This is a genomic window from Natronorubrum tibetense GA33 (assembly GCF_000383975.1).
GTDB lineage: Archaea > Halobacteriota > Halobacteria > Halobacteriales > Natrialbaceae > Natronorubrum > Natronorubrum tibetense.
The window spans coordinates 3,166,910-3,186,267 of record NZ_KB913017.1 but is presented as its reverse complement, the minus strand read 5'-3'; the positions used below and the strand labels follow the sequence as shown (position 1 = coordinate 3,186,267).

The following is a 19,358-nucleotide window of genomic DNA, read 5'->3' as shown; positions in this document are numbered from 1 at the left end:
AATCGTCGTCCGTTCGAAATCCGTGAGAGCGTACCCGATACTTAATACGCCATCAAATGGTATTAGATGGTATCTAGTGGGAAGCCTTATAAGCCCGGAGCCCATACGTACTGTTGATGACGGACGACTCCGACCGATCGCTCTGGTTCCCGCCTGCGATGTTTTCCGAACAGATGCAGGAGGCAGGCGAGCAGGTTGCCGAATCCCAGCAGGAGATGATGAAGAAGATGATGCAGGCCAGCGGCTCGAACCCGTTCGACACCGGTTCCAGCTTCGGCCCGATGAACATGGGAACGGCGACGTTCAAAGCTCGCGTCCAGAGCGGCGGTCGGATCAGCATTCCCGGCCCGGAACGGGAAGCCCTCGACATCGAAGAGGGCGATATCGTCCAAACGATCGTCGTACCCGTCAAGCGAAACCGAGAAGATCAATCATGACTCAGAACCCATTCACCGCCGTCTTCGACGCACAGCGCACCGCACTCGAACAGTCCCAGAACCTCACCCACGACGCCCTCGAGGCCCAGAAGTCCTCGATCAGCGCCTTCGGCGACGCCGTCGAAAGCTCCGGCACGCTGTTCGAATCCAACGCCGAACTGACCAAGGGCGCCGTCCACGCCTACTTCGACGCTCTCGAGGCTTCGATGCCCGAGGAAGCGGCTGACTTCGACGAGATGCGTGAACTCGTCGACGAAGGCTTCGACTCCGCGACCGAGGCACAGCACCAGTCGATGGAAGCGATGATCGAGGCCATCGACGAGTCCGAGGCTGCCTACGACGAGTTCGCCGCGAGCTACTCCGAGGTCGTCGACAACTCGTTCGACGCCGCACTCGAGGCCCACGAACAGGTCGAAGCGAACGTCGAATCCGTCGCCGAAAACGTAGACGAAGCCGCCGAAGAGTTCGACGTCTCGGCGTAGACCGCAGCATCAGGCGTACCTTTTTCAGCGCCGCTCCCCAATTTTAGCACAATGACAGATTCACAGCCCCAGGCCCAGAACTGGAACGCAGTCGTCGAACAGTGGAATGAACAGTTTATGGACGCGATCGAGGAGAACATGGAAGCCCAGGCCCAGTTCGTCGAGAGCTGGTCCGAGGCCGTCGGCGAGGCCACCGAGGAAGACGAGATTTCCGAGGGCGTGGAGGGCTATGCGCGGGCCTACGAGACGTGGATGAACGCCTCCCAGCAGATGGTCGAGCGGATGAACGACAGCATAGAGGGCGAAGAGGTCGATATGGATGAGTTCCGCGATATCTGGCTCAACACGGCCAACGAGGCGTTCAAGGACGTCATGTCGACGACCGCCTTCGCGAAGATGACCGGCGAGACCGTCGGCGACATCCTCGAACTCCAGCAACAGGCTGATGAGGCCTCACAGGAGACGCTCAGCCAGCTCGGCTTCGCGACGGAAGACACCGTCGTCGAGGTCGGCGATCGCCTCGTCGAACTCGAGCGCCGCCAGCACGCCGTCGAGCAGAAACTCGACCGCGTTCTCGACCACCTCGAGGAGGAATGATGAATCCGTTCACATCCGTCCTCGACATGCAGCGCCAGGCCTGGGAGGCGACCGCCGATCTGGCCGACAAGAGCAAAGTCGCACCCGATCGGACCGAAACGCTCGAGAACGTCGAGGTCGGCCAGACGCCGAGCAAGATCGTCTACGAGGAGAACAAGCTCAAACTCCTCCACTACGAGCCGATGACCGAGGAGCAACACGACGTGCCGATCCTCGTCACGTACGCGCTGATCAACAAGCCGTACATCCTCGACCTCCAGCCGGATCGATCGGTCGTCCAGACGCTGCTCGAGGCCGGCTTCGACGTCTACCTGATCGACTGGGGCGAGCCCTCGAAGCTCGACCGCACGCTGGGTCTCGACGACTACGTCAACCGCTACATCGACAACTGCGTCGACGTGGTCCGCGAGCGCTCCGGACAGGACTCGATCAACATCCTCGGCTACTGTATGGGCGGGACGAAGTCGGCCATGTACGCCGCGCTCTACCCCGAGAAGGTCAAGAACCTCGCGCTGATGGCCGCCGGCCTCTGCTTCGCCGGGGACGGCGGCGTGCTCGAATTGTGGGGCGCCGATGACTATTACGATCCCGAAACTGTCACAGACACCTTCGACAACGTTCCCGCCGAATTCCTCGACGTCGGCTTCGCGCTGATGGATCCCGTCGCGAACAACATGACGAAGTACGTCCGGTTCTACGACAACATGGAAGACGAGGACTTCGTCGAGAACTTCGCCCGGATGGAGCGCTGGCTCGACGAGGGGATCGATGTCGCCGGCAAGGCCTACGAGGAGTTCATCCGCGACATCTACCAGGAGAACAAGCTCTACAAAAACGAGCTCTACCTGAACGGCGAACACGTCGACCTCACGAAAATCGACATGCCCGTTCTCCAGATCGTTGCGGAGTACGACCACCTCATCCCACCGGAGGCGTCGAAACCGTTCAACGACGTCATCAGCTCGGACGATACCGAGATCCTCGAGTTCGCGACGGGCCACATCGGGATGTCCGTCTCCTCGAGAAGCCACGACGAACTCTGGCCGCAGGTCAGCGAGTGGTTCGAGGCGCGCTCGAACGGCACAGAGGTTGAGGCTGAACCGGAGACGCCGGAGCCCGAAGCGGCGGACGCCGCACTCGCAGAAGACATCGCCGGCGACGAGTCCGGTTCCAACGACCTGACCGACGGCGGCGCGGCGGTCGAGTCCGAGGGCAACGCGGAGATGGAGGAGACCGGTGTCGACGCCGAAAACGGCGACATCGGCGCGGAGACGACCGACCGGACCGACGAGGAAGTCACCGCACGCGGTGAAGACGACATCCAAGCGGAGCCCGCAGAACCGGGTGAGATGACCGTCGACGAAGACGTCGTCGAGGAGGTCGCCGGCGAGGACGCCGCCTCCGAGATCGAGTCCGAGACCGACGACCTGACCGATCTCAACGGCGTCGGGCAGGCCTACGCGGATGGTCTGACGGAAGCCGGTATCGAAACCTTCGACCAACTGGCCGACGCCGATACCGCGGAGCTGGCTACCGAAACCGGCATCTCACCCAGCCGAATCGAAGACTGGATCGAGCAGGCCCAGAATCGATAGCGTCGCTGCGGGAATCGGCAGTTCACACGACGGTACGGATCGTCGATACGTGTCCCCGCTTGTTCTTCTCACCGGTGTATATCATGATACCCAACATGTTGTTATTTATCGCCGGACGTTGAACGGGTGTACCATGTCTATGGATGGGCGGACCTGTGTTATCACCGGCTCGGCGCGCGGGATCGGACGCGGTATCGCGGAGTACCTCGGTGCGGAAGGGGCGAACGTCGTGATCAACTACCGGTCGTCGGAAGAATCGGCACTCGAGGCAGTCGACGCCATCGAAACGGCCGGCGGAAGCGCCGTGACCGCACGGGCCGACGTCGCCGACCGCGACGAGGTCGTACACATGCGCGAGGTCTGCCACGACGCGTTCGGGCCGGCGGACGTACTGGTCAACAACGCCGGGATCACGGCCGACGAACAGTTCACCGAGATGACTCGCGAGGAGTGGGACCGTGTCATGGACGTCAATCTCGGCGGGATGTTCAACTGCACCCAGGAGTTCTTCGACGACATCTGGAACGCCCACGAGGGGCGACTGATCAACATCTCGAGCGTCGTCGGCAAACAGGGGAACTTCGGACAGGCCAACTACGCCGCCGCCAAGAGCGGCATGTTCGGTTTTACCCGCACCATCGCCCTCGAACTCGCGAAGGGCGGGTCGACGGCCAACTGCGTCGCGCCCGGCTTCACCGCGACCGATATGCTCGAGAGCGTGCCGGATCACGTCCTGGAGCGGATCATCTCGGGCATCCCGCTCGAGCGACTGGCCGAAGTCGAGGATATCGCCGCCGTCGTTCGATTCCTCGCCAGCGAGGACTCGAGTTACGTGACGGGCGAAGTGATCGACGTCAACGGCGGGATGGACCTGTAACGCACCGTGATCTCGCCGAATGCGTTCTTCCACGTCGCGCTGAAAGTCCCGGATGTCGGCGAGGCCGTCGCGTTCTATCGCGAGCACCTGAACGGGGACCTCATCGAGCACGAACAGCCCAACGAAGAGGCCACGGGCGCGACGGCCGTCGAGCACGCCGCGCTGATGGTCGGCGACAAACACCTCTACGTCTTCGACCGAGCGCCGTACGAGGCCGCGGGACTGGTCGACGAGTTACCGTACGGGGTGCTCCACTTCGGCTACACCGTCGACGACGTCGACGCGGCGGTCGCGGATCTCGCGGACGACGTCTCGTTCGTCATGGAGCCGACTGTCTTCGGCGACCTGAAGGTCGCCTTCTTCGAGGACCCCGCCGGAACACGGATCGAACTGCTCGAGTACGTGGACTGACGACAAACGCGGCTCAGGCTCGCTCTTTTTCCTTCGCGAGCACCCGCACGTTCTCGATGCCCGTCGAGGGATACTGTCCGTCGTCGTCCTTCTCGACGGCTTTCACCATATCCCAGACGACGTTGAGTCCGGTCGTGACGCCCTCGAGGGCCTCCATCTCGCAACCCGTTTTGCCGGTGGTTTCGACGCCGACCTCGAGTTCGATACGGTCCTCTGCGAGCGAGAAATCGGTGTCGACGTTGGTGATCGGAATCTGGTGGCACATCGGGATCGTCTCCCAGGTGTGTTTGACGGCCTGAATCGCGCCGATTCGGGCGGTCGCGAGCACGTCGCCCTTACCGACCTGGTCCTCCCGAATCGCCTCGATCGTCGACGGCTGAAGGTGGATCTCCCCGACCGCGACGGCGCGGCGTTCGCTGTCCGGTTTCTCGCCGACGTCGACCATCTGGACATCGCCGTCGTCGGTGGTGTGGGTGAGTTCGTCGGCCGCGGCTGCCTCGGAGGACTCCGCCGCGTTCGACCGCTCGTCGGGCGTTTCACTCATCGACCCCACCCCACAGTGCCGCAGGAATCTCGTCGAGCATATCGGACGCGAGGAAGCCGAACGCCTCAGTCGTTGCGATCCGTTCCCCTGCGAGGCCGTTGACCTGCGCGCCCGCCGCCGCGGCGTCGAACGGCTCGGCGTGTTCCATCAGGGCCGCGACGATGCCGGCCAGCGTGTCGCCGGTGCCGCCGACTTTCATGCCGACGGTGCCGGAGCGGCTGATCCGAGTCCGCTCGCCGTCCGTGATCACGTCGGCCGCGCCCTTCGCGAGCACGATGTGGCCCAGTTCGGCGGCGAAGGATTCGATCTTGTCGGCCGCGCCGGCCAGATCGTCGGTATCGGGGCCGCCCATCCGGGCCAACTCGACGCGATTAGGCGTACAGACCAGCGTCGCGTCGGTCTCGAGGTCGGGCACGACCCGCAAGGCGTCCGCGTCGACGACGACGCGGCCGTCGTAGGACTCGAGGAACTGTTTCGCGGCCTCGAGCGTCTCGTCGGCGATACCCAGTCCCGGCCCAAGTACGACGACGTTGTCGTACTGCTCGGCGGTCTCGAGGAGTTCCTCGGTTCGTTCGGGCGTGAGCACGTCCTCCGCGTAGGGCTGGACGATGAGGTCCTCGCTGTAGCCCTGAATCTCGCCTGCGACGGCGTCGGGGGCGGCGACGAAGGCGAGTTCCGCGCCGGCTCGAAGCGCCCCCTGCGCGGCGAGCGCCGGCGCGCCGGTGTAGGGTCCGCCGCCGATGACGTAGGGCCGACCGTCCCGGCCGTCGGGCCGCGCGAGCGAGACATCGCCCGGCCCGACGTAGCGCTCGGCTGCTGCGGGGATGCCGATGTCTGTGACCGTCACGTCGGCTGTGAGTTCGTCCAGCCCCGGTTTCGTATCGTGGAAGGTGACGATGCGATCGGCCTCGACGCCGTTGCCCGCGTGGTCACCGTCGTTCGCGTCGAAGCCGGAGGGAACGTCGACCGCGACGACGGTCGCGTCGGCGTCGTTGATCGCCTCGGCTGCAGTCGCGGCGGGCTCTCGGAGGTCCCCGCTGATTCCGGTGCCGAGCATCGCGTCGACGACGACGTCACAGTCGGGGAGGTCGAACTGACTCGAGTCCGTGATCTCTCGCGTCTCGTACTCGCTCTGCTGGAGGGCGTCCCAGTTCTCACGGGCGATCTCGGTTCCGATGGTTTCGGCCTTACCGAGCAGGAGGGTCGTAACCGAGTAGTCGTCCAAGAAGCGAGCCGTGACGAACGCGTCGCCGCCGTTGTTTCCGCGGCCGGCGACGATCGCGACGCTCGAGTCCGGTTCGGCAACCTCCCGAACCGCGCGGGCGACTGCGTGCCCGCTCGACTCCATCAACTGCTTTTGTGCCACGCCGAGCGCCGCGGCGTTCTCGTCGACGGCGGCCATCCGCTCGCCTGTGATCATGCGGAAGCGTTCGACGGGCCGACCGTTGAAGATTGCGGACGACACGCCGGATTTCACCCACCCTTTCAACTCGGTTGGCGTTAATTTCTCAACAAATCACAAATTGACCTTATCAACTGTATTTGAGGTACAGAACAGTTCCTCAACCGCCGTCCAGCGCGGGAGATGGTTCACCAAATCTACGCGTGGAAAACCGAACTATCTCCTTCCCAGTGTGTAAGGTCGGCATCACTCGGCGCTTCGCCGTTGTGCGACACCCGAAGAAGTTGAGCAGAACGTTTCCGATTTTCATCGTCCCCTGGGTCGCTAATACACGTATATGCGTGCATCTTGTATGCATCCCGTTCGCCAATAATTTTCTCACGCGTTACATCAACTGGCCGTAATTCACTCGAGTCAGTTGACGAGAAGACTTGTATCGCAAGAATGGAATTCCGTGTAAAATCCGTCTCGTCGATCCACTGCCGCTCTTCGGTACTGAGATCTCGCTCATCGAGAAGATCGATTTCGGATAGCTGATCTCGTTCCGTGAATAGATAGATTCCTATCCACTCTTCGTCGAGCTGTTCGAAATGCAATCGTTCGTAGGACAACGTGTCACCTTCCTCGATATCTGGTTCTGGGCAAGAACGATCGCTCTCTGAATCATCCATTGATTGGCACCCTGCTAACGTGATGGAGAAGCTGGATACAGTGACCGACAGTAACGCTCGCCGATTCATATTCTACATAATATGACGGCATTCAAGTTTTTTCTGTCATGGCAGTAACAACGTAATCAGTGCACTGTGGACATGCTGTTCGCCCCTGCAGAGACGCTCTCCACGGCAATTCACGAAAACCGGTACGAGACCGACATCCCTCTCTATTCGTCGACCCCTCCGTCGAAGAGTGCGGACGCCGATGTCGGTCCACTCCGGTGAACGCCGCTGGTCGACCGAACCGAATCGATCACCGAACACCGGTCGACACACTAAACTGCGCGATTGGCCTACTCGCGTCGCCAATACGCTCAAGTTCTCGTGTCCCCCAGCACCGCTGTGAACGTCTTCTGGCTCGACGAGGACCCGCGGCTCGCGGCGCGGTATCACTGCGACCAGCACGTGAACAAACTGCTGCTCGAGGCCGCCCAGGTGCTCTGTACGGCGGCCCGCGAGAACGGCTCCGAGGAAGAGTTCCTCTACCAGCCGACCCACACCGGCCACCCGGTGACGCAGTGGGCGACCGAGTCTCGAGCTAACTGGCTTCGGTTGCGCGAGCACGCCGAGGCGCTCAACGCGGAGTTCGTCGAACGGTACGAGAAGGACGACGATCACGCTTCGTGGAAGGTAATCGAGCGGATCGATCCCGACCGAATCGCGTTCCCGAGCGACGAGCCGACACCTCGCCCGCAGGCGATGCCCGACGAGTACAGGCGACCCGACGATCCGGTCGCAGCGTATCGGGCCTACTACGCCGGCGAGAAGGCCGACTGGGCCGAGTGGCGTTACACTGACGAGCCGCCGTGGCTCGCGGAGTACGCCGCCGACCTCGAGTGATCGGCCGGGCAACGGTCGACGTACCTTCGTCGTCGGTCCATCCCCAAGACAACAGTTCAGTACCGAATCTCGAACCCGTCCTCGCCCTGTGGCTCTTCGAACTCGGCGTCGACGTCCTCGACCTCGGCCGCGGGACTCCCCGTGTGACACCACTCGATCATCGACCCGACGGCGTCTTCGGGTCCCTCGAAGATCGCCTCGACGCGGCCGTCCTCGAGGTTCTTCACCCAGCCGTCGACGCCCTTCTCTCGAGCCGTGTCGCGAGTGTTCGCGCGGTAGTAGACGCCCTGGACCGTCCCCGTGATGAAGACGTGTGCGCGGATTCGATCTGTCATGTGCGGGTCATCGACCGCGAGCGTCAAAAACCCGGCTTCGTGTCACCCTGTATCGAGGCGATTACGATATACGCCGCCCGCTACTCACTCGACGACGAGAGATGGGTATCATCGAACGCTTCGAAGACGAGTATCTCGACGTCTCGAACAGCCGCGCGACGGTTCGCGAGTTACTCGAGTTATTTGCCGGGGCCGTCGTCTTCGCCGTCGTCGCGAGCGCCCTCGCGTACTACCTGCTCGGCAGGACCATCGCCCTCGCCGTCGGGGCGATTCTCGCGGTGATCTTCGCCGTCACGCTCGTCTCGCAGGCGTACTGGGCGGTGACTGGACGTGACGATTACCGGACGTAGTCGATCAGCGCCGAACGGGACGCCGACGCATACAACGCGCTCCCCAGACTGCATGCGAACGCAACTCTCATCCAGCGTCTTCGTACCGGCGAGCGCCGACGATCATGCGAGCGGTCAGTCCAAACACCACGATGAGGAAGCCAATCCAGACCAGTTCGGCGGCCGCGAACGTCTCCGTATACTCGACGGCGGCGACGAGCACGAGCATCGCAGCGACGTAGAGCGTGTTCGTTCCGATGAACCTCGACAATCCCTCCTCGTCGGTGACGCGGTCGGAGTCGTAGCCCGCGATCAACTGGACCATCCCGAAATACTTGATCAGGACGCCGAGCGCGCCGACGAATCCAGCCGCGAGAAGGAGTGAAGCGACCGTCCCGTCAACCATAGCTGGTTAGTGATGCCGAACCAACAAAATCGTTTCGAGAACGAGTTCACTCCCCGGTCCGCAGGTGATGAAAGATGTACGTCTGGGCGTAGCCCGCGTACTCCCCGCCTAATCGCTCGCGGATCGCTCGCGAGGTGTCGGCGTAGGAGCCCCGATCGCAGTCGGGGTAGTACTCTTCAATGGCCGACTTGATCCAGGTGTCCAACGGGACGGCCTCATCGAACTCGAGCGAGAACAACAGGACGCAGTCCGCCACCTTGTCGCCGACGCCGACGAACTGCGTGAGGAAGTCGCGAGCGGCTTCGTACTCGAGCCCTCGAGCCGCGGCCGGATCCGCCTCGCCGTTCGCCACCATCTCGGCCGTGCGAACGACGTACGGCGCACGGTAGCCGAGTCCAAGCTCTCGGAGTTCCGCTTCGGTCGCCGTCGCGAGCTGGTCCGGCGTCGGAAACGCGTGGTAGGTCTCGCCGTCGAACTCGATCGCGTCGCCGTACTCGCGGGCCAGCGTCGAGACCATCGTATGGATCCGACTGACACGCATTTGAGCGGAGCAGATAAACGAGATCAGACACCCAAAGGGGGGATCTTCGACCAGTCGCATCCCGCGGTGGGCGTCGTACGCCTCCCGAAGGAGCGGATCGTCCGGCGCGGCCGCCACGATGGCCTCAAGGTCGTCGTCCAGCCGCACCAGTCGACGGACGGTCGCCTCTGCATCGGTGGTCGACTCCCACTCGAGGACGTCGTCGACCTGCCGGATGCGAACGACATCGCCGCCCACAACGGTGTGATACCACGCGCCATCTGGCGACGCACCGCCGTACATCTCACCGTCGCTGCGTCGCCAGCAGTAGCTCTGTCCGCTCTCGAGCGTCCGGTACAGGTCGAGCCCGCCGGAGAGGTTGTCGACCGAAATGGTCCCTGTGTCCATCTGTCCGACCCTTCGAGAGCGGAGGCTTTTGCCTTTCGAACTGGCCGGCGACCGGTATCGTCTCGTCGTGATCGGAGGCGTGGACCGAGGGGACGGCACAGCGGTTCGTGGAATCAGATTGAGGTGAGGCGAACCTTCATACTGCAGGCGACACAATGTCTAGGTATGCACTGCAGGGTCGTCGTCGAAGCCGCCGTGCCGGTGTTCGACGTTGAGACGGAAGACGAGGCGATCCGTATCGCCATCTCGAAGACGGGCGAGATGCTGAACCCTGATTTAAACTACGTCGAGATCAACATGGGCGAGCGCACGACTCCATCGGGGGAGGAGCTGCCGCCCGCCTTCATCGCGGCCGACGAAGCACTCGTCGCACTCGAGTTGGAGATGTCCGTCTTCAACGTCGAGCGCGAGGAACATGCCTCTCGAATTGCTCGCAAGGAGATCGGACAGCGTCTCGAGAATATCCCGCTCGAGGTCATCAGCATCGAGGAGTTCGAGGACGAAGACGACGACGATGAGTCAACGGCGGACGACGAGACGGAATCGACCGACGAGACGGAGTCGGACGAATCGACATCGTCCGAGACGACGGACGACGATGACGACGAGATCCTTCCCGAGTTCGAAGATCTAGTCGAGTAAGTTGTTTCCGAGTTCGAGGATCGAATCGAGTACCCGAGCGGTCACTTTTCGGTGGACCTTGATGTTACCTGCTAGAACGATCCGTTGACTCGAATTGAGTGGACCGAAACAGTATATCGTCGACGAAACCGATCGGAACGGTCAACAAGAAGATACGTCTCGGCAGTCAATTATAGCGTACTCGAAGGAGACGTCTTGTTTCTCAGTCTGCAGTAGCGGCAACTGCTTCCTGCTCCCCCTCGCGCATATTCATCGTGATTCCCCCCGCGAGTGCAAAGACAGCAGCTTTGTGATCTGTTTTCGATTTGTGAATCGATGTCGGTCGGATCCCGAGTGTTTCGTACTCCTCGAGATCAATCTGACAGTCGTCCCACGCCGCACACTGGTTCGATACCTCCGCGAGAAGGCCGTGAAGGTGAATGAGCTCCTGCTTCTTCATAACCATCCAATCCTACCCACTGCAGGGTTATATTATTATCTTGAGTCGCGTTAACACGCAATCCGTGCTCGGACCGGGGTATGTCACCGGCTAGATGTCAACGAAGGTCGTTCCTACCGCTCGGAAATCGCCCGAAGGAGCCGACTACAAGAAAGTATTACCGCCGTAAATCACGCGTTCGTTTCAGTTTCCAATGGCACTACTTCGGAGAGTTAAACCGTCACTACTGTTGGACCGAACGCGAGAACGATGACGGCGATCAGGGTTAGCCGAGTTGTTTTAGCGTCTGGAGATCGCGGTCCGTCCGCATGAACTCGGAGAGTCGTCGGGAAGCGTGACAGTTCGGACAGTGGAACATCGCGGTGGATTCGGGGAGGTCACCCGGAGTAATCTGCCACTCTTTCGTACATTCAGGACACAACAATTGGACTGTCGTCTGGTCCATGTCACGGTATTCCACACCATGCCTCAAAAGTGTTGCCGCACGAATACTCACGAAACGGTCGATCGCAGATCCCGACGTCACACCGGTACCGCCGATGACAGATCCCCGAAAGACGTTGTTTACGCTGGGGCTGCCGTGTCGGAAGCTTCGAGGAGTTCCTTGTAGCGGTTTCGGATCGTAACCTCGGAGATGCTCGCGACCTCGCTGACGTCGTTCTGGGTCACCTTCTCGTTGGTCAACAGCGCGGCGGCGTAGACGGCGGCGGCCGCGAGGCCGACTGGCGACTTGCCGCTGTGGACGCCTTCCTGACGCGCGGACTCGAGCAGTTCGCGGGCCATGCGCTCGGTCTCGTCCGAGAGGTCCAGATCGCTGACGAACCGCGGGACGTACTGTTCGGGGTCAGCGGGTTTGACCTCGAGACCGAGTTCCCGGATGATGTACCGGTAGGTTCGGGTCAGTTCCATCTTCTCGACGCGGCTGACGGCCGAAATCTCGTCGAGACTGCGAGGCGTGCTCGCCTGCCGTGCGGACGCGTACAGCGACGCCGTCGCGACGCCCTCGATCGAACGGCCCGGGAGGAGATCCTCCTCGAGGGCGCGCCGATAGATCACGCTGGCGGTCTCGCGGACGTTTTCCGGGAGACCGAGCGCGCTGGCCATGCGGTCGATCTCGCCGAGGGCCTGCTTGAGGTTGCGCTCTTTCGAGTCGCGAGTGCGGAAGCGCTCGTTCCACGTGCGAAGCCGCTGCATCTTCTGGCGCTGGCGACTCGAGAGGGCGCGGCCGTAGGCGTCTTTGTCCTGCCAGCCGATGTTCGTCGAGAGCCCCTGGTCGTGCATCATGTTCGTCGTGGGGGCACCGACGCGGGACTTCTTGTCCTTCTCGGCGGCGTCGAATGCGCGCCACTCGGGACCGCGATCGATCTCGTCCTCCTCAACGACGAGCCCGCAGTCCTCACAGACGGTCTCGGCGTGTTCGGCGTCCGAGAGGACTCGGCCGCCACACTCGGGACAGGTTTCTCGCTCACCCGATTTTTCGGTCGTTTCTTCGCGCTCTTCCTCGTCCGTATAGGTTCTGATTGTCGTGTCTGTCATGGTGTATCGGGATGGTTACTCGGGGCTCCCGGGTGGGGAATCCAGAAGAAACCCGGTCGCCTCGGCTAACGTATAGTTAGGCCGTAAGCCATATAAAGATTTCGCCTACTTTATAAGCTAATCGGGAAAGCTGTTATATATGTTTTGGTTATATGGTGATTGATCGTTACTGATTGGTGTCGCAGTGACCGACTACTTGCCCCCGCGGCCGCTGCAGACGGACGGGCGCAAACGCAGCCCGATTCGCGATCGGTTCTCGGTACTGTCACGTCACTCGAGTCCACGTCGAGTAGGTACAGAAAGCTACCGTCAACACACGTTGGGAATCACCCCATTGGCCCGGTTCCTATCCCGTGACGACAGCGCTCGAGATCAGACTGTGAACAGATGTCCCTCCGTCGGGACATCGAACAGCCCAACGCGCGCACCGGCGTCGAGCCACGCGTGGCCGTAGGAAAACGACGCCAGCGCGTTGACGCGGTCGCCCTCTTCGCGGAAGTGCCGACCGTCCTCGAGATACGAGGCCGCCATCTCGTAACATTCGTCGGCCGCCTCCGCCATCGGCGTTCCGTCCGGTGGGGCGATCGATGCTTCCTCGAGCGCCTCCGCGAGCAACTCCCCGTAGCGATCCGTCTTCTCCTCGAGATCCGCAGCCATAGTCGACGGTCGGTCGTCGCCACCGTAACTGTGTCGTCACCGAGCCGGTCCCGGTGGCGGGGACGGTCCCAGATATCGAACGGTTCGACCGTGAACACGTATGGAACGCGTTCGACGGCGTTAACGCCTTCATAGGTTTGAAACCGGGCGTGCTGTGCTCGAGCGTGCGACTGATCGAACTGTTCGTGCCGGACGACAGATCCGACGACGCGTTGTCGGTCCTCGACGACGAGGGGATCGACTACGTCCGGACTGCCGAAGCCGGCGACGGGACCGACGGCGAACTCGTGAGCTTCCCGCTTCCGCCCCAGGCAGTCGAACGCGTGCTGTCGTCACTTCGCGAGGCCGGAATCGACGACCAGTTCGTCGTCGTTTCCTCGATCGAGACGGCGCGAACGCCGCGGATCGACGAACTCGAGGAGCGATACGTCAACGGCCAGGAGGAAGACGACAGCATCGCCCACGAGGAGATCCGATCTCGAGCGATGAACATGACGCCCGGCCGCGTCACCTACTACGCGATGACCGTGTTGAGCGCGATCGTCGCGACCGCGGGACTGTTGCTCGACTCGCCGGCGATCGTCGTCGGTTCGATGGTGATCGCGCCGCAGGTCAGCGCCGCGCTGACGGGAACAGTCGGGCTCGTGCTCGACGACCGGAAGATGATCGTCGACGGGCTCACGTCGCTGGCCGTCGGGCTCGTGGTTGCCATCGCCAGCGCGTTCGTCTTCGCCTGGATCGTCCGCTCGGGTGGGATCGTCCCCTCGACGATCGACATCACGGCCATCGTCCAGGTCCAGAACCGGATCTCGCCCGGACTGCTCGCTATCGTCGTGGGAATCTGTGCCGGCGCCGCGGGTGCGTTCGGTCTCGCGACGGCGATTCCGGTCTCGCTGGTCGGTGTGATGATCGCCGTCGCCCTCATTCCGGCGGCCGCGGCGGTCGGTATCGGGATGGCCTGGGGTAACGTCTCCGTCGCGCTCGGTGCGTTCGTCCTGGTCGCGGTCAACGCCACGTCGATCCTGTTCTCCGGGCTCGCCGTCTTCTGGTATCTGGGGTATCGACCCGACGGCTGGACGCGCGGCTCGATTCGGGAGAATATCTCCGGCGATTGGGTCGGCACGCTCGCCGTCGCCGTCGTTCTGGGCGTGGTCGTCCTCTCTCTGGGCGGTTTCGTGCTCGGTCAGTACGTCCTCTACGAGAACAGCGTCAACGACGACGTTCGAACCGTCCTCGACGACGACGAGTACGCCGACCTCGAACTCGTCGAAGTGCGAACCGAGTTCGTCGGCGTCGGCGTGGACGACGGAACGGAGGTGACCGTCGTCGTCCAGCGACCCGCCGACGCGCCGTACCCGAATCTCGTCTCCGATCTCGAAACGGCCCTCGAGGATCGGACCGACCGCGACGTCGCCGTCGTCGTCGAGTTCGTCGACGCGGCGCGATCTACCGAGGCCTAACGACGTTACTCGGTGTCACAGGAGAGCGCAGCGTTGCTGAGAACGCAAGCGGTTTAGGCACTCTGTCCCAATCCGTAGCCATGAGCGAACAGCCTCGAGTCGAGATCTATACCAAAGAGGACTGTCCGTACTGCGACAAAGCCAAGCACCTCTTCGACGCGAAGGGAGTCGAGTACGAGACGTACAACGTCACGGGCGACGACGACCTGTTCGAGGAGATGGTCGAGCGGGCAAACGGGCGCAAGACGGCCCCCGAAGTGTTCATCGACGACGAACTGATCGGCGGCTGGGACGACACCAGTGCCCTCGACGAGACGGGCGAACTGGACGCGAAACTCGGCGTCGAAAGCGACACCGAGGACGGTGAAGTGCTCGAACACCGAAAACTGATCATCGCCGGAACCGGAATCGCGGGCCTGACGGCGGCGATCTACGCCGGTCGCGGTGACAACGAGCCGTTAGTCATCGAGGGCGACGAACCCGGCGGCCAGCTCACCCTGACCACCGACGTGGCGAACTACCCCGGCTTCCCCGAGGGGATCAGCGGCCCCGAACTGGTCAACAACATGAAAGAGCAGGCCACGCAGTTCGGCGCCGAGCTGAAAAACGGCATCATCGAATCTGTCGACGCGGACACCAAGCCGTTCCGCGTCGAGTTGACCAACGGGGACGTCTACACCGCCGACGCCGTCATCGCCGCCTCCGGTGCGAGCGCGCGAACGCTCGGTATCCCCGGCGAGGACGAACTGATGGGGTACGGTCTCTCGACGTGTGCCACCTGCGACGGCGCGTTCTTCCGCGACGAGGACATGCTCGTCGTCGGCGGCGGCGACGCCGCGATGGAGGAGGCGACCTTCCTCACGAAGTTCGCCGACACCGTCTACATCGCCCACCGACGCGAGGAGTTCCGCGCCGAACAGTACTGGGTCAACCGCGTCCACGAGAAGGTCGAGGCGGGCGAGATCGAGATTATGAAGAACACGGAAGTGACCGAACTCCACGGCTCGCAGGCGGAGGGCGTCGACCACGTCACCCTCGTGCGAAACGACAAGGGCCACCCCACGGATCGCCTCGACGACCCCGAGACCGAGGAGTTCGAGTTCGACGTCGGCGCCGTCTTCTTCGCGATCGGTCACACGCCGAACACGGCGTACCTCGAGGGCACCGGAGTCCAGATGGACGACGAAGGCTACCTCCGAACCCAGGGCGGCGACGGCGGCGGCCAGACCGAAACTGACGTCCCCGGCATCTTCGGCGCCGGCGACGTCGTCGACTTCCACTACCAGCAGGCCGTGACGGCCGCCGGAATGGGATCGAAGGCCGCACTCGATGCCGACGAGTATCTCGAGGATCTCGAGCGCGCGGAGTCGACGAGCGAGGGCGAGGCCGTCGCCGCGGACGACTGATCGGTCCGATCGCCGAACGACCGCTTTTCTATCGCTGTTCGATACGGCTCCTCGAGAGCCGTACTGATAGCGCAGGTGAGCGATCGACCGCGCGAATGAGCGATCGACCGTACCGATCCGCCGCTCTCGACGTTTCCTGACTACCCGATTCTGATCTCGCGGCCGGTCGCTCGAGACGCCGTTTCAAGCCCGACAAATAGCGTTTACGGCCGTTTGCCGGCCGAAAGACCGGAAGACCTACACCGACCGTGTGACGAGGAGGCAACATGACCGTTCGATCCGCTATCGTCCTCGCCGCGGGGGAAGGAAAGCGGCTCCGGCCGCTGACAGAGCACCGACCGAAGCCCATGCTTCCCGCCGCCACCGACCCGATTCTGGCCCACGTCTTCGACGCGCTGATCGCTGCCGGAATCACGGAGCTAACGGTGGTCGTCGGCTACGGACGGAATCGCGTCCAGTCGCACTTCGGCCCGACGTACCGCGACGTCCCCGTGACGTACGTGACTCAGGAGAAACAGCTCGGGAGCGGTCACGCGCTGGCGGCTGCCGAATCGACGGTGACGGGTCCGTCGCTCGTGGTGAACGGCGACCAGCTCGTCGACCAGCGGATCGTCGAGGACGTCATCGACGCACACGACGAGACGGACGACGCCGCGGCGACCATCGGTACGATCCAGCACCGCGACGTCACCGAATACGGCGGCGTCCTCCTCGAGCCCGACGAGCCGTCGATGTCGTCCCGTCGCGTCGCCGAAATCGTGGAGAATCCGACCGACGGACGAAGCTACCTGCTCAACGCGGGCGTTTACGCCCTCGAGAAGCGTGCGTTCGACACCGTCCGATCGGCGAACTCGCGGGGCGGCGAGCACTCGCTCGTGGACGGACTCACCGCGCTGATCGACGGAGACGAGCCGATTCGAGGGGTGCGCTCGGAGGGTATTTGGATCGACGCGACCTATCCGTGGGACTTACTCGAGGTCGCCGATGTCCTCCTCGAGAGCGATGACGGCGTCGAGAGCACGACCGCGGCATCCGCCCGAATTCACGAGAGTGCGACGATCCGTGGTCCCGTCGTCATCGCCGACGATTGCGTCGTCGGGCCCGGCGCGGTGATCGGTCCCAACGTCTGTCTCGGTGAGAACGTTACCGTCGGCTCGAACGTCGTCTGCGAGCACAGCGTCGTCGACGCCGATACGCGGATCGGTCCGAACGCCACCCTCGTCGACTGCGTGACCGGCCGCGGCGTCCGGGTTGGTGCCGGATCCACCGTCGTCGGCGGCCCGGGTGACGTCCACGTCGGTGATCGGATCCACCGAAACGAGGATCTTGGCGCGCTCATCGCCGACCGCGTCCGCGACGAGGGCGGCGTGACGTACGCGCCGGGGACGATCGTCGGCTCGAGTGCCGTCATCGGGTCCGGAACCACCGTCAGCGGGACGATCAACTCTGAAACGGAGGTTCGGTCCTGATGTGCGGCATCGTCGGGTACGTCGGCTCGAGCGACGCTATCGACGTCCTGCTGAACGGGCTCTCCAGCCTCGAGTACCGCGGCTACGATTCTGCAGGTGTAGCGCTGGCGAACGGAACGCTCGCGGTTCACAAGCGGGAGGGCGAACTCGCCGCGCTCGAGTCGGCGCTGCCGACCGCGGAACTGCGCGGACGCTCGATTGGCATCGGGCACACGCGCTGGAGCACGCACGGGCCGCCCTCGAACGTCAACGCGCATCCCCATACGGACGGCGAAGGACGAGTGGCCGTCGTTCACAACGGAATCATCGAGAACTACCAATCACTGCGCGACGAGCTGACGGCCGACGGCGTCACGTTCGAGAGCGAGACGGACACCGAAGTCGTCCCGCACCTGATCAGTCAGGCCCTCTCGGCGGGTGCGAGCCCCGAAACGGCGTTTCGGACTGCCATCGATCGGATCGAGGGGAGCTACGCCGTCGCGGCCGTCTTCGCCGGTTCGGAGACGATCCACGCCGCCCGACAGGCGTCGCCGCTCGTGCTCGGGATCGGCGACGACGGCTACTACCTCGCGAGCGACGCGCCGGCCTTCATCGACTACACCGACCGCGTCGTCTATCTGGAGGACGGGGAGTTCGCGCGACTCTCGCCCGAAGCGGTCGTCGTCACGGACTCGAACGGAAACGTCGTCGAAACGTCCGTCGAGACAATCGAATGGGACGCCGAAGACGCCGGCAAGAGCGGCTACGACCACTACATGCGCAAGGAGATCCACGAACAGCCGACGGCGCTGCGACAGTGTCTTCGCGGCCGCGTGGACGAACTGACCGGGACGGTGACGCTCGAGGAACTCGACGAGCTCGAGTCGTCGTCGCCGGTACAGTTCGTCGCCTGCGGAACGTCCTATCACGCCGCGCTGTTCGGGGCCACGCTGTTACGCGACCGTGGCGTCCCGGCTCAGTCGTTTCTCGCCAGCGAGTACTCGACCGACCGGATCCCGGTCGACTCGTCGACGCTCGTCGTCGGCGTCACCCAGAGCGGCGAGACCGCGGATACGATGCGCGCGTTGCGCGAGGCAAACCGCGCAGGCGCGGAGACGGTCGCCGTGACGAACACCGTCGGCAGTTCGGCGGCACGGGAGTGCGACCACGCCTTGTACATTCGCGCGGGTCCCGAAATCGGCGTCGCCGCGACGAAGACCTTTGCGAGCCAGCAGGTCGCATTGACGCTGCTCGCGTGTCGGCTGAGCGACGGGTCGAACCACGACGTGATTCGCGCGTTGCGCGACGTTCCCGACCAGGTTCAGACCGTTCTCGATACGTCGCAGGCGACCGAGATCGCCGCGGAGTACGCCGAGTCGGACGCCTTCTTTTTCATCGGTCGGGGCTACCAGTATCCCGTCGCGCTCGAGGGCGCGCTCAAACTCAAGGAGATCAGCTACCGCCACGCCGAGGGGTTCGCCGCCGGCGAGTTGAAACACGGGCCGCTGGCGCTCGTAACTGAGGAAACGCCGGTGTTTGCGCTCGTCACCGGAGACGACGAACGGGCACACAAGACGGTCAGTAACGTCAAGGAGGTCGAGGCCCGCGACGCGCCCGTCGTGGCGGTGACCGACGGGCAAACCGATGTCGAACGCTACGCGGATCACGTCCTCGAGGTACCGGCGTCGAACGAAATCGGCGCAGCGATCACCGCGAACGTCCAGTTGCAACTGCTTTCCTACTGGATCGCCCACCGGCTGGGTCGGTCGATCGACAAACCGCGACATCTGGCGAAGAGCGTGACGGTGGAGTGATGGCCCGGCCTGAATTCGCCGCTCGAACGCGGCGAAACGGGATCGCCACCGCCGGCT

General features: G+C 63.2%; 23 protein-coding genes. 13 read left to right on the top strand and 10 right to left on the bottom strand.

The window, feature by feature from the left end; translation table 11 throughout:
• Positions 1 to 116 precede the first annotated feature (116 nt).
• The 6 genes from NATTI_RS0116525 (at position 117) to NATTI_RS0116500 (ending at position 4,399) form a co-directional block, all read left to right on the top strand.
• On the top strand, positions 117 to 437 hold the full coding sequence (locus NATTI_RS0116525) for an AbrB/MazE/SpoVT family DNA-binding domain-containing protein (protein ID WP_006090696.1): 321 nt from the start codon (positions 117 to 119) through the stop codon (positions 435 to 437).
• The gene (locus NATTI_RS0116520) at positions 434 to 919 is read left to right on the top strand and encodes a hypothetical protein (protein ID WP_006090695.1); all 486 of its coding nucleotides are present in this window, start codon (positions 434 to 436) and stop codon (positions 917 to 919) included. The genes NATTI_RS0116525 and NATTI_RS0116520 overlap by 4 nt, the downstream gene beginning before the upstream one ends.
• Positions 920 to 970: 51 nt before the next feature.
• Positions 971 to 1,516 (top strand): poly(R)-hydroxyalkanoic acid synthase subunit PhaE, encoded by a 546-nt coding sequence (locus NATTI_RS0116515; protein WP_006090694.1) that lies wholly within the window; start codon positions 971 to 973, stop codon positions 1,514 to 1,516.
• Positions 1,513 to 3,111, top strand: coding sequence for a class III poly(R)-hydroxyalkanoic acid synthase subunit PhaC (phaC, locus tag NATTI_RS0116510; RefSeq protein ID WP_006090693.1), 1,599 nt, complete (start codon positions 1,513 to 1,515; stop codon positions 3,109 to 3,111). The genes NATTI_RS0116515 and phaC overlap by 4 nt, the downstream gene beginning before the upstream one ends.
• A 133-nt stretch (positions 3,112 to 3,244) precedes the next feature.
• Entirely contained in the window at positions 3,245 to 3,988 is a 744-nt protein-coding gene (locus NATTI_RS0116505) for a beta-ketoacyl-ACP reductase (protein WP_006090692.1), read from the top strand.
• Positions 3,989 to 3,994: 6 nt separating this feature from the next.
• Positions 3,995 to 4,399, top strand: a complete 405-nt coding sequence (locus NATTI_RS0116500; RefSeq protein WP_006090691.1) for a VOC family protein — start codon at positions 3,995 to 3,997, stop codon at positions 4,397 to 4,399.
• A gap of 13 nt (positions 4,400 to 4,412) precedes the next feature.
• Here NATTI_RS0116500 and moaC read toward each other — a convergent pair whose 3' ends face one another.
• From moaC to NATTI_RS0116485, 3 genes are all read right to left on the bottom strand, one after another.
• Positions 4,413 to 4,943 (bottom strand): cyclic pyranopterin monophosphate synthase MoaC, encoded by a 531-nt coding sequence (gene moaC, locus NATTI_RS0116495; protein WP_019991958.1) that lies wholly within the window; start codon positions 4,941 to 4,943, stop codon positions 4,413 to 4,415.
• Positions 4,936 to 6,363 (bottom strand): bifunctional ADP-dependent NAD(P)H-hydrate dehydratase/NAD(P)H-hydrate epimerase, encoded by a 1,428-nt coding sequence (locus NATTI_RS0116490; RefSeq protein ID WP_027119192.1) that lies wholly within the window; start codon positions 6,361 to 6,363, stop codon positions 4,936 to 4,938. The genes moaC and NATTI_RS0116490 overlap by 8 nt, the downstream gene beginning before the upstream one ends.
• A gap of 179 nt (positions 6,364 to 6,542) precedes the next feature.
• Positions 6,543 to 7,016, bottom strand: coding sequence for a hypothetical protein (locus NATTI_RS0116485; RefSeq protein ID WP_019991957.1), 474 nt, complete (start codon positions 7,014 to 7,016; stop codon positions 6,543 to 6,545).
• A gap of 387 nt (positions 7,017 to 7,403) precedes the next feature.
• On the opposite strand from NATTI_RS0116485, the gene NATTI_RS0116475 reads away from it, so the two are divergent.
• Positions 7,404 to 7,901, top strand: a complete 498-nt coding sequence (locus tag NATTI_RS0116475) for a hypothetical protein (RefSeq protein WP_006090688.1) — start codon at positions 7,404 to 7,406, stop codon at positions 7,899 to 7,901.
• 56 nt (positions 7,902 to 7,957) lie between these two features.
• On the opposite strand, the gene NATTI_RS0116470 is transcribed toward NATTI_RS0116475, so the two are convergent.
• Positions 7,958 to 8,236 carry an acylphosphatase gene (locus NATTI_RS0116470; RefSeq protein ID WP_006090687.1) on the bottom strand — a complete coding sequence of 93 codons (279 nt, stop codon included), beginning with the start codon at positions 8,234 to 8,236 and terminating at the stop codon, positions 7,958 to 7,960.
• Positions 8,237 to 8,337: 101 nt separating this feature from the next.
• On the opposite strand from NATTI_RS0116470, the gene NATTI_RS0116465 reads away from it, so the two are divergent.
• Positions 8,338 to 8,586, top strand: coding sequence for a hypothetical protein (locus tag NATTI_RS0116465; protein WP_006090686.1), 249 nt, complete (start codon positions 8,338 to 8,340; stop codon positions 8,584 to 8,586).
• A gap of 67 nt (positions 8,587 to 8,653) precedes the next feature.
• On the opposite strand, the gene NATTI_RS0116460 is transcribed toward NATTI_RS0116465, so the two are convergent.
• Positions 8,654 to 8,971 carry a DUF3784 domain-containing protein gene (locus NATTI_RS0116460; RefSeq protein WP_006090685.1) on the bottom strand — a complete coding sequence of 106 codons (318 nt, stop codon included), beginning with the start codon at positions 8,969 to 8,971 and terminating at the stop codon, positions 8,654 to 8,656.
• Positions 8,972 to 9,017: 46 nt separating this feature from the next.
• Positions 9,018 to 9,899 carry a DNA-3-methyladenine glycosylase family protein gene (locus NATTI_RS0116455; protein ID WP_006090684.1) on the bottom strand — a complete coding sequence of 294 codons (882 nt, stop codon included), beginning with the start codon at positions 9,897 to 9,899 and terminating at the stop codon, positions 9,018 to 9,020.
• Positions 9,900 to 10,064: 165 nt separating this feature from the next.
• Between NATTI_RS0116455 and NATTI_RS0116450 the strand changes: the two genes are divergently transcribed.
• Positions 10,065 to 10,541, top strand: a complete 477-nt coding sequence (locus tag NATTI_RS0116450; RefSeq protein WP_006090683.1) for a DUF555 domain-containing protein — start codon at positions 10,065 to 10,067, stop codon at positions 10,539 to 10,541.
• Positions 10,542 to 10,743: 202 nt separating this feature from the next.
• Here NATTI_RS0116450 and NATTI_RS0116445 read toward each other — a convergent pair whose 3' ends face one another.
• The 4 genes from NATTI_RS0116445 to NATTI_RS0116430 all read right to left on the bottom strand — a co-directional run bounded on the left by NATTI_RS0116445 (position 10,744) and on the right by NATTI_RS0116430 (position 13,173).
• The gene (locus NATTI_RS0116445) at positions 10,744 to 10,980 is read right to left on the bottom strand and encodes a UPF0058 family protein (protein WP_006090682.1); all 237 of its coding nucleotides are present in this window, start codon (positions 10,978 to 10,980) and stop codon (positions 10,744 to 10,746) included.
• 265 nt (positions 10,981 to 11,245) lie between these two features.
• Positions 11,246 to 11,425, bottom strand: a complete 180-nt coding sequence (locus NATTI_RS0116440; RefSeq protein WP_027119191.1) for a DUF7836 family putative zinc-binding protein — start codon at positions 11,423 to 11,425, stop codon at positions 11,246 to 11,248.
• Between the two features lie 119 nt (positions 11,426 to 11,544).
• The gene (locus NATTI_RS0116435) at positions 11,545 to 12,516 is read right to left on the bottom strand and encodes a transcription initiation factor IIB (RefSeq protein WP_006090680.1); all 972 of its coding nucleotides are present in this window, start codon (positions 12,514 to 12,516) and stop codon (positions 11,545 to 11,547) included.
• 372 nt (positions 12,517 to 12,888) lie between these two features.
• Positions 12,889 to 13,173 carry a DUF357 domain-containing protein gene (locus NATTI_RS0116430; protein ID WP_006090679.1) on the bottom strand — a complete coding sequence of 95 codons (285 nt, stop codon included), beginning with the start codon at positions 13,171 to 13,173 and terminating at the stop codon, positions 12,889 to 12,891.
• 164 nt (positions 13,174 to 13,337) lie between these two features.
• Between NATTI_RS0116430 and NATTI_RS0116425 the strand changes: the two genes are divergently transcribed.
• From NATTI_RS0116425 to glmS, 4 genes are all read left to right on the top strand, one after another.
• Positions 13,338 to 14,633, top strand: coding sequence for a TIGR00341 family protein (locus tag NATTI_RS0116425; RefSeq protein WP_027119190.1), 1,296 nt, complete (start codon positions 13,338 to 13,340; stop codon positions 14,631 to 14,633).
• Between the two features lie 80 nt (positions 14,634 to 14,713).
• On the top strand, positions 14,714 to 16,039 hold the full coding sequence (locus tag NATTI_RS0116420; protein ID WP_006090677.1) for an FAD-dependent oxidoreductase: 1,326 nt from the start codon (positions 14,714 to 14,716) through the stop codon (positions 16,037 to 16,039).
• Between the two features lie 266 nt (positions 16,040 to 16,305).
• Positions 16,306 to 17,508 carry a sugar phosphate nucleotidyltransferase gene (locus tag NATTI_RS0116415; RefSeq protein WP_006090676.1) on the top strand — a complete coding sequence of 401 codons (1,203 nt, stop codon included), beginning with the start codon at positions 16,306 to 16,308 and terminating at the stop codon, positions 17,506 to 17,508.
• Positions 17,508 to 19,301: a glutamine--fructose-6-phosphate transaminase (isomerizing) gene (gene glmS / locus NATTI_RS0116410; protein WP_006090675.1), complete on the top strand. Its 1,794-nt coding sequence runs from the start codon at positions 17,508 to 17,510 to the stop codon at positions 19,299 to 19,301. The genes NATTI_RS0116415 and glmS overlap by 1 nt, the downstream gene beginning before the upstream one ends.
• Positions 19,302 to 19,358 lie beyond the last annotated feature (57 nt).

Coding starts and splice junctions, on each gene's coding strand:
- NATTI_RS0116525 (WP_006090696.1), top strand. CDS start 117: ATGACGGACGACTCCGACCGATCGCTCTGGTTCCCGCCTGCGATGTTT.
- NATTI_RS0116520 (WP_006090695.1), top strand. CDS start 434: ATGACTCAGAACCCATTCACCGCCGTCTTCGACGCACAGCGCACCGCA.
- NATTI_RS0116515 (WP_006090694.1), top strand. CDS start 971: ATGACAGATTCACAGCCCCAGGCCCAGAACTGGAACGCAGTCGTCGAA.
- phaC (WP_006090693.1), top strand. CDS start 1,513: ATGATGAATCCGTTCACATCCGTCCTCGACATGCAGCGCCAGGCCTGG.
- NATTI_RS0116505 (WP_006090692.1), top strand. CDS start 3,245: ATGTCTATGGATGGGCGGACCTGTGTTATCACCGGCTCGGCGCGCGGG.
- moaC (WP_019991958.1), bottom strand. CDS start 4,943: ATGAGTGAAACGCCCGACGAGCGGTCGAACGCGGCGGAGTCCTCCGAG.
- NATTI_RS0116490 (WP_027119192.1), bottom strand. CDS start 6,363: ATGATCACAGGCGAGCGGATGGCCGCCGTCGACGAGAACGCCGCGGCG.
- NATTI_RS0116485 (WP_019991957.1), bottom strand. CDS start 7,016: ATGGATGATTCAGAGAGCGATCGTTCTTGCCCAGAACCAGATATCGAG.
- NATTI_RS0116470 (WP_006090687.1), bottom strand. CDS start 8,236: ATGACAGATCGAATCCGCGCACACGTCTTCATCACGGGGACGGTCCAG.
- NATTI_RS0116465 (WP_006090686.1), top strand. CDS start 8,338: ATGGGTATCATCGAACGCTTCGAAGACGAGTATCTCGACGTCTCGAAC.
- NATTI_RS0116460 (WP_006090685.1), bottom strand. CDS start 8,971: ATGGTTGACGGGACGGTCGCTTCACTCCTTCTCGCGGCTGGATTCGTC.
- NATTI_RS0116455 (WP_006090684.1), bottom strand. CDS start 9,899: ATGGACACAGGGACCATTTCGGTCGACAACCTCTCCGGCGGGCTCGAC.
- NATTI_RS0116450 (WP_006090683.1), top strand. CDS start 10,065: ATGCACTGCAGGGTCGTCGTCGAAGCCGCCGTGCCGGTGTTCGACGTT.
- NATTI_RS0116445 (WP_006090682.1), bottom strand. CDS start 10,980: ATGAAGAAGCAGGAGCTCATTCACCTTCACGGCCTTCTCGCGGAGGTA.
- NATTI_RS0116440 (WP_027119191.1), bottom strand. CDS start 11,425: ATGGACCAGACGACAGTCCAATTGTTGTGTCCTGAATGTACGAAAGAG.
- NATTI_RS0116435 (WP_006090680.1), bottom strand. CDS start 12,516: ATGACAGACACGACAATCAGAACCTATACGGACGAGGAAGAGCGCGAA.
- NATTI_RS0116430 (WP_006090679.1), bottom strand. CDS start 13,173: ATGGCTGCGGATCTCGAGGAGAAGACGGATCGCTACGGGGAGTTGCTC.
- NATTI_RS0116420 (WP_006090677.1), top strand. CDS start 14,714: ATGAGCGAACAGCCTCGAGTCGAGATCTATACCAAAGAGGACTGTCCG.
- NATTI_RS0116415 (WP_006090676.1), top strand. CDS start 16,306: ATGACCGTTCGATCCGCTATCGTCCTCGCCGCGGGGGAAGGAAAGCGG.
- glmS (WP_006090675.1), top strand. CDS start 17,508: ATGTGCGGCATCGTCGGGTACGTCGGCTCGAGCGACGCTATCGACGTC.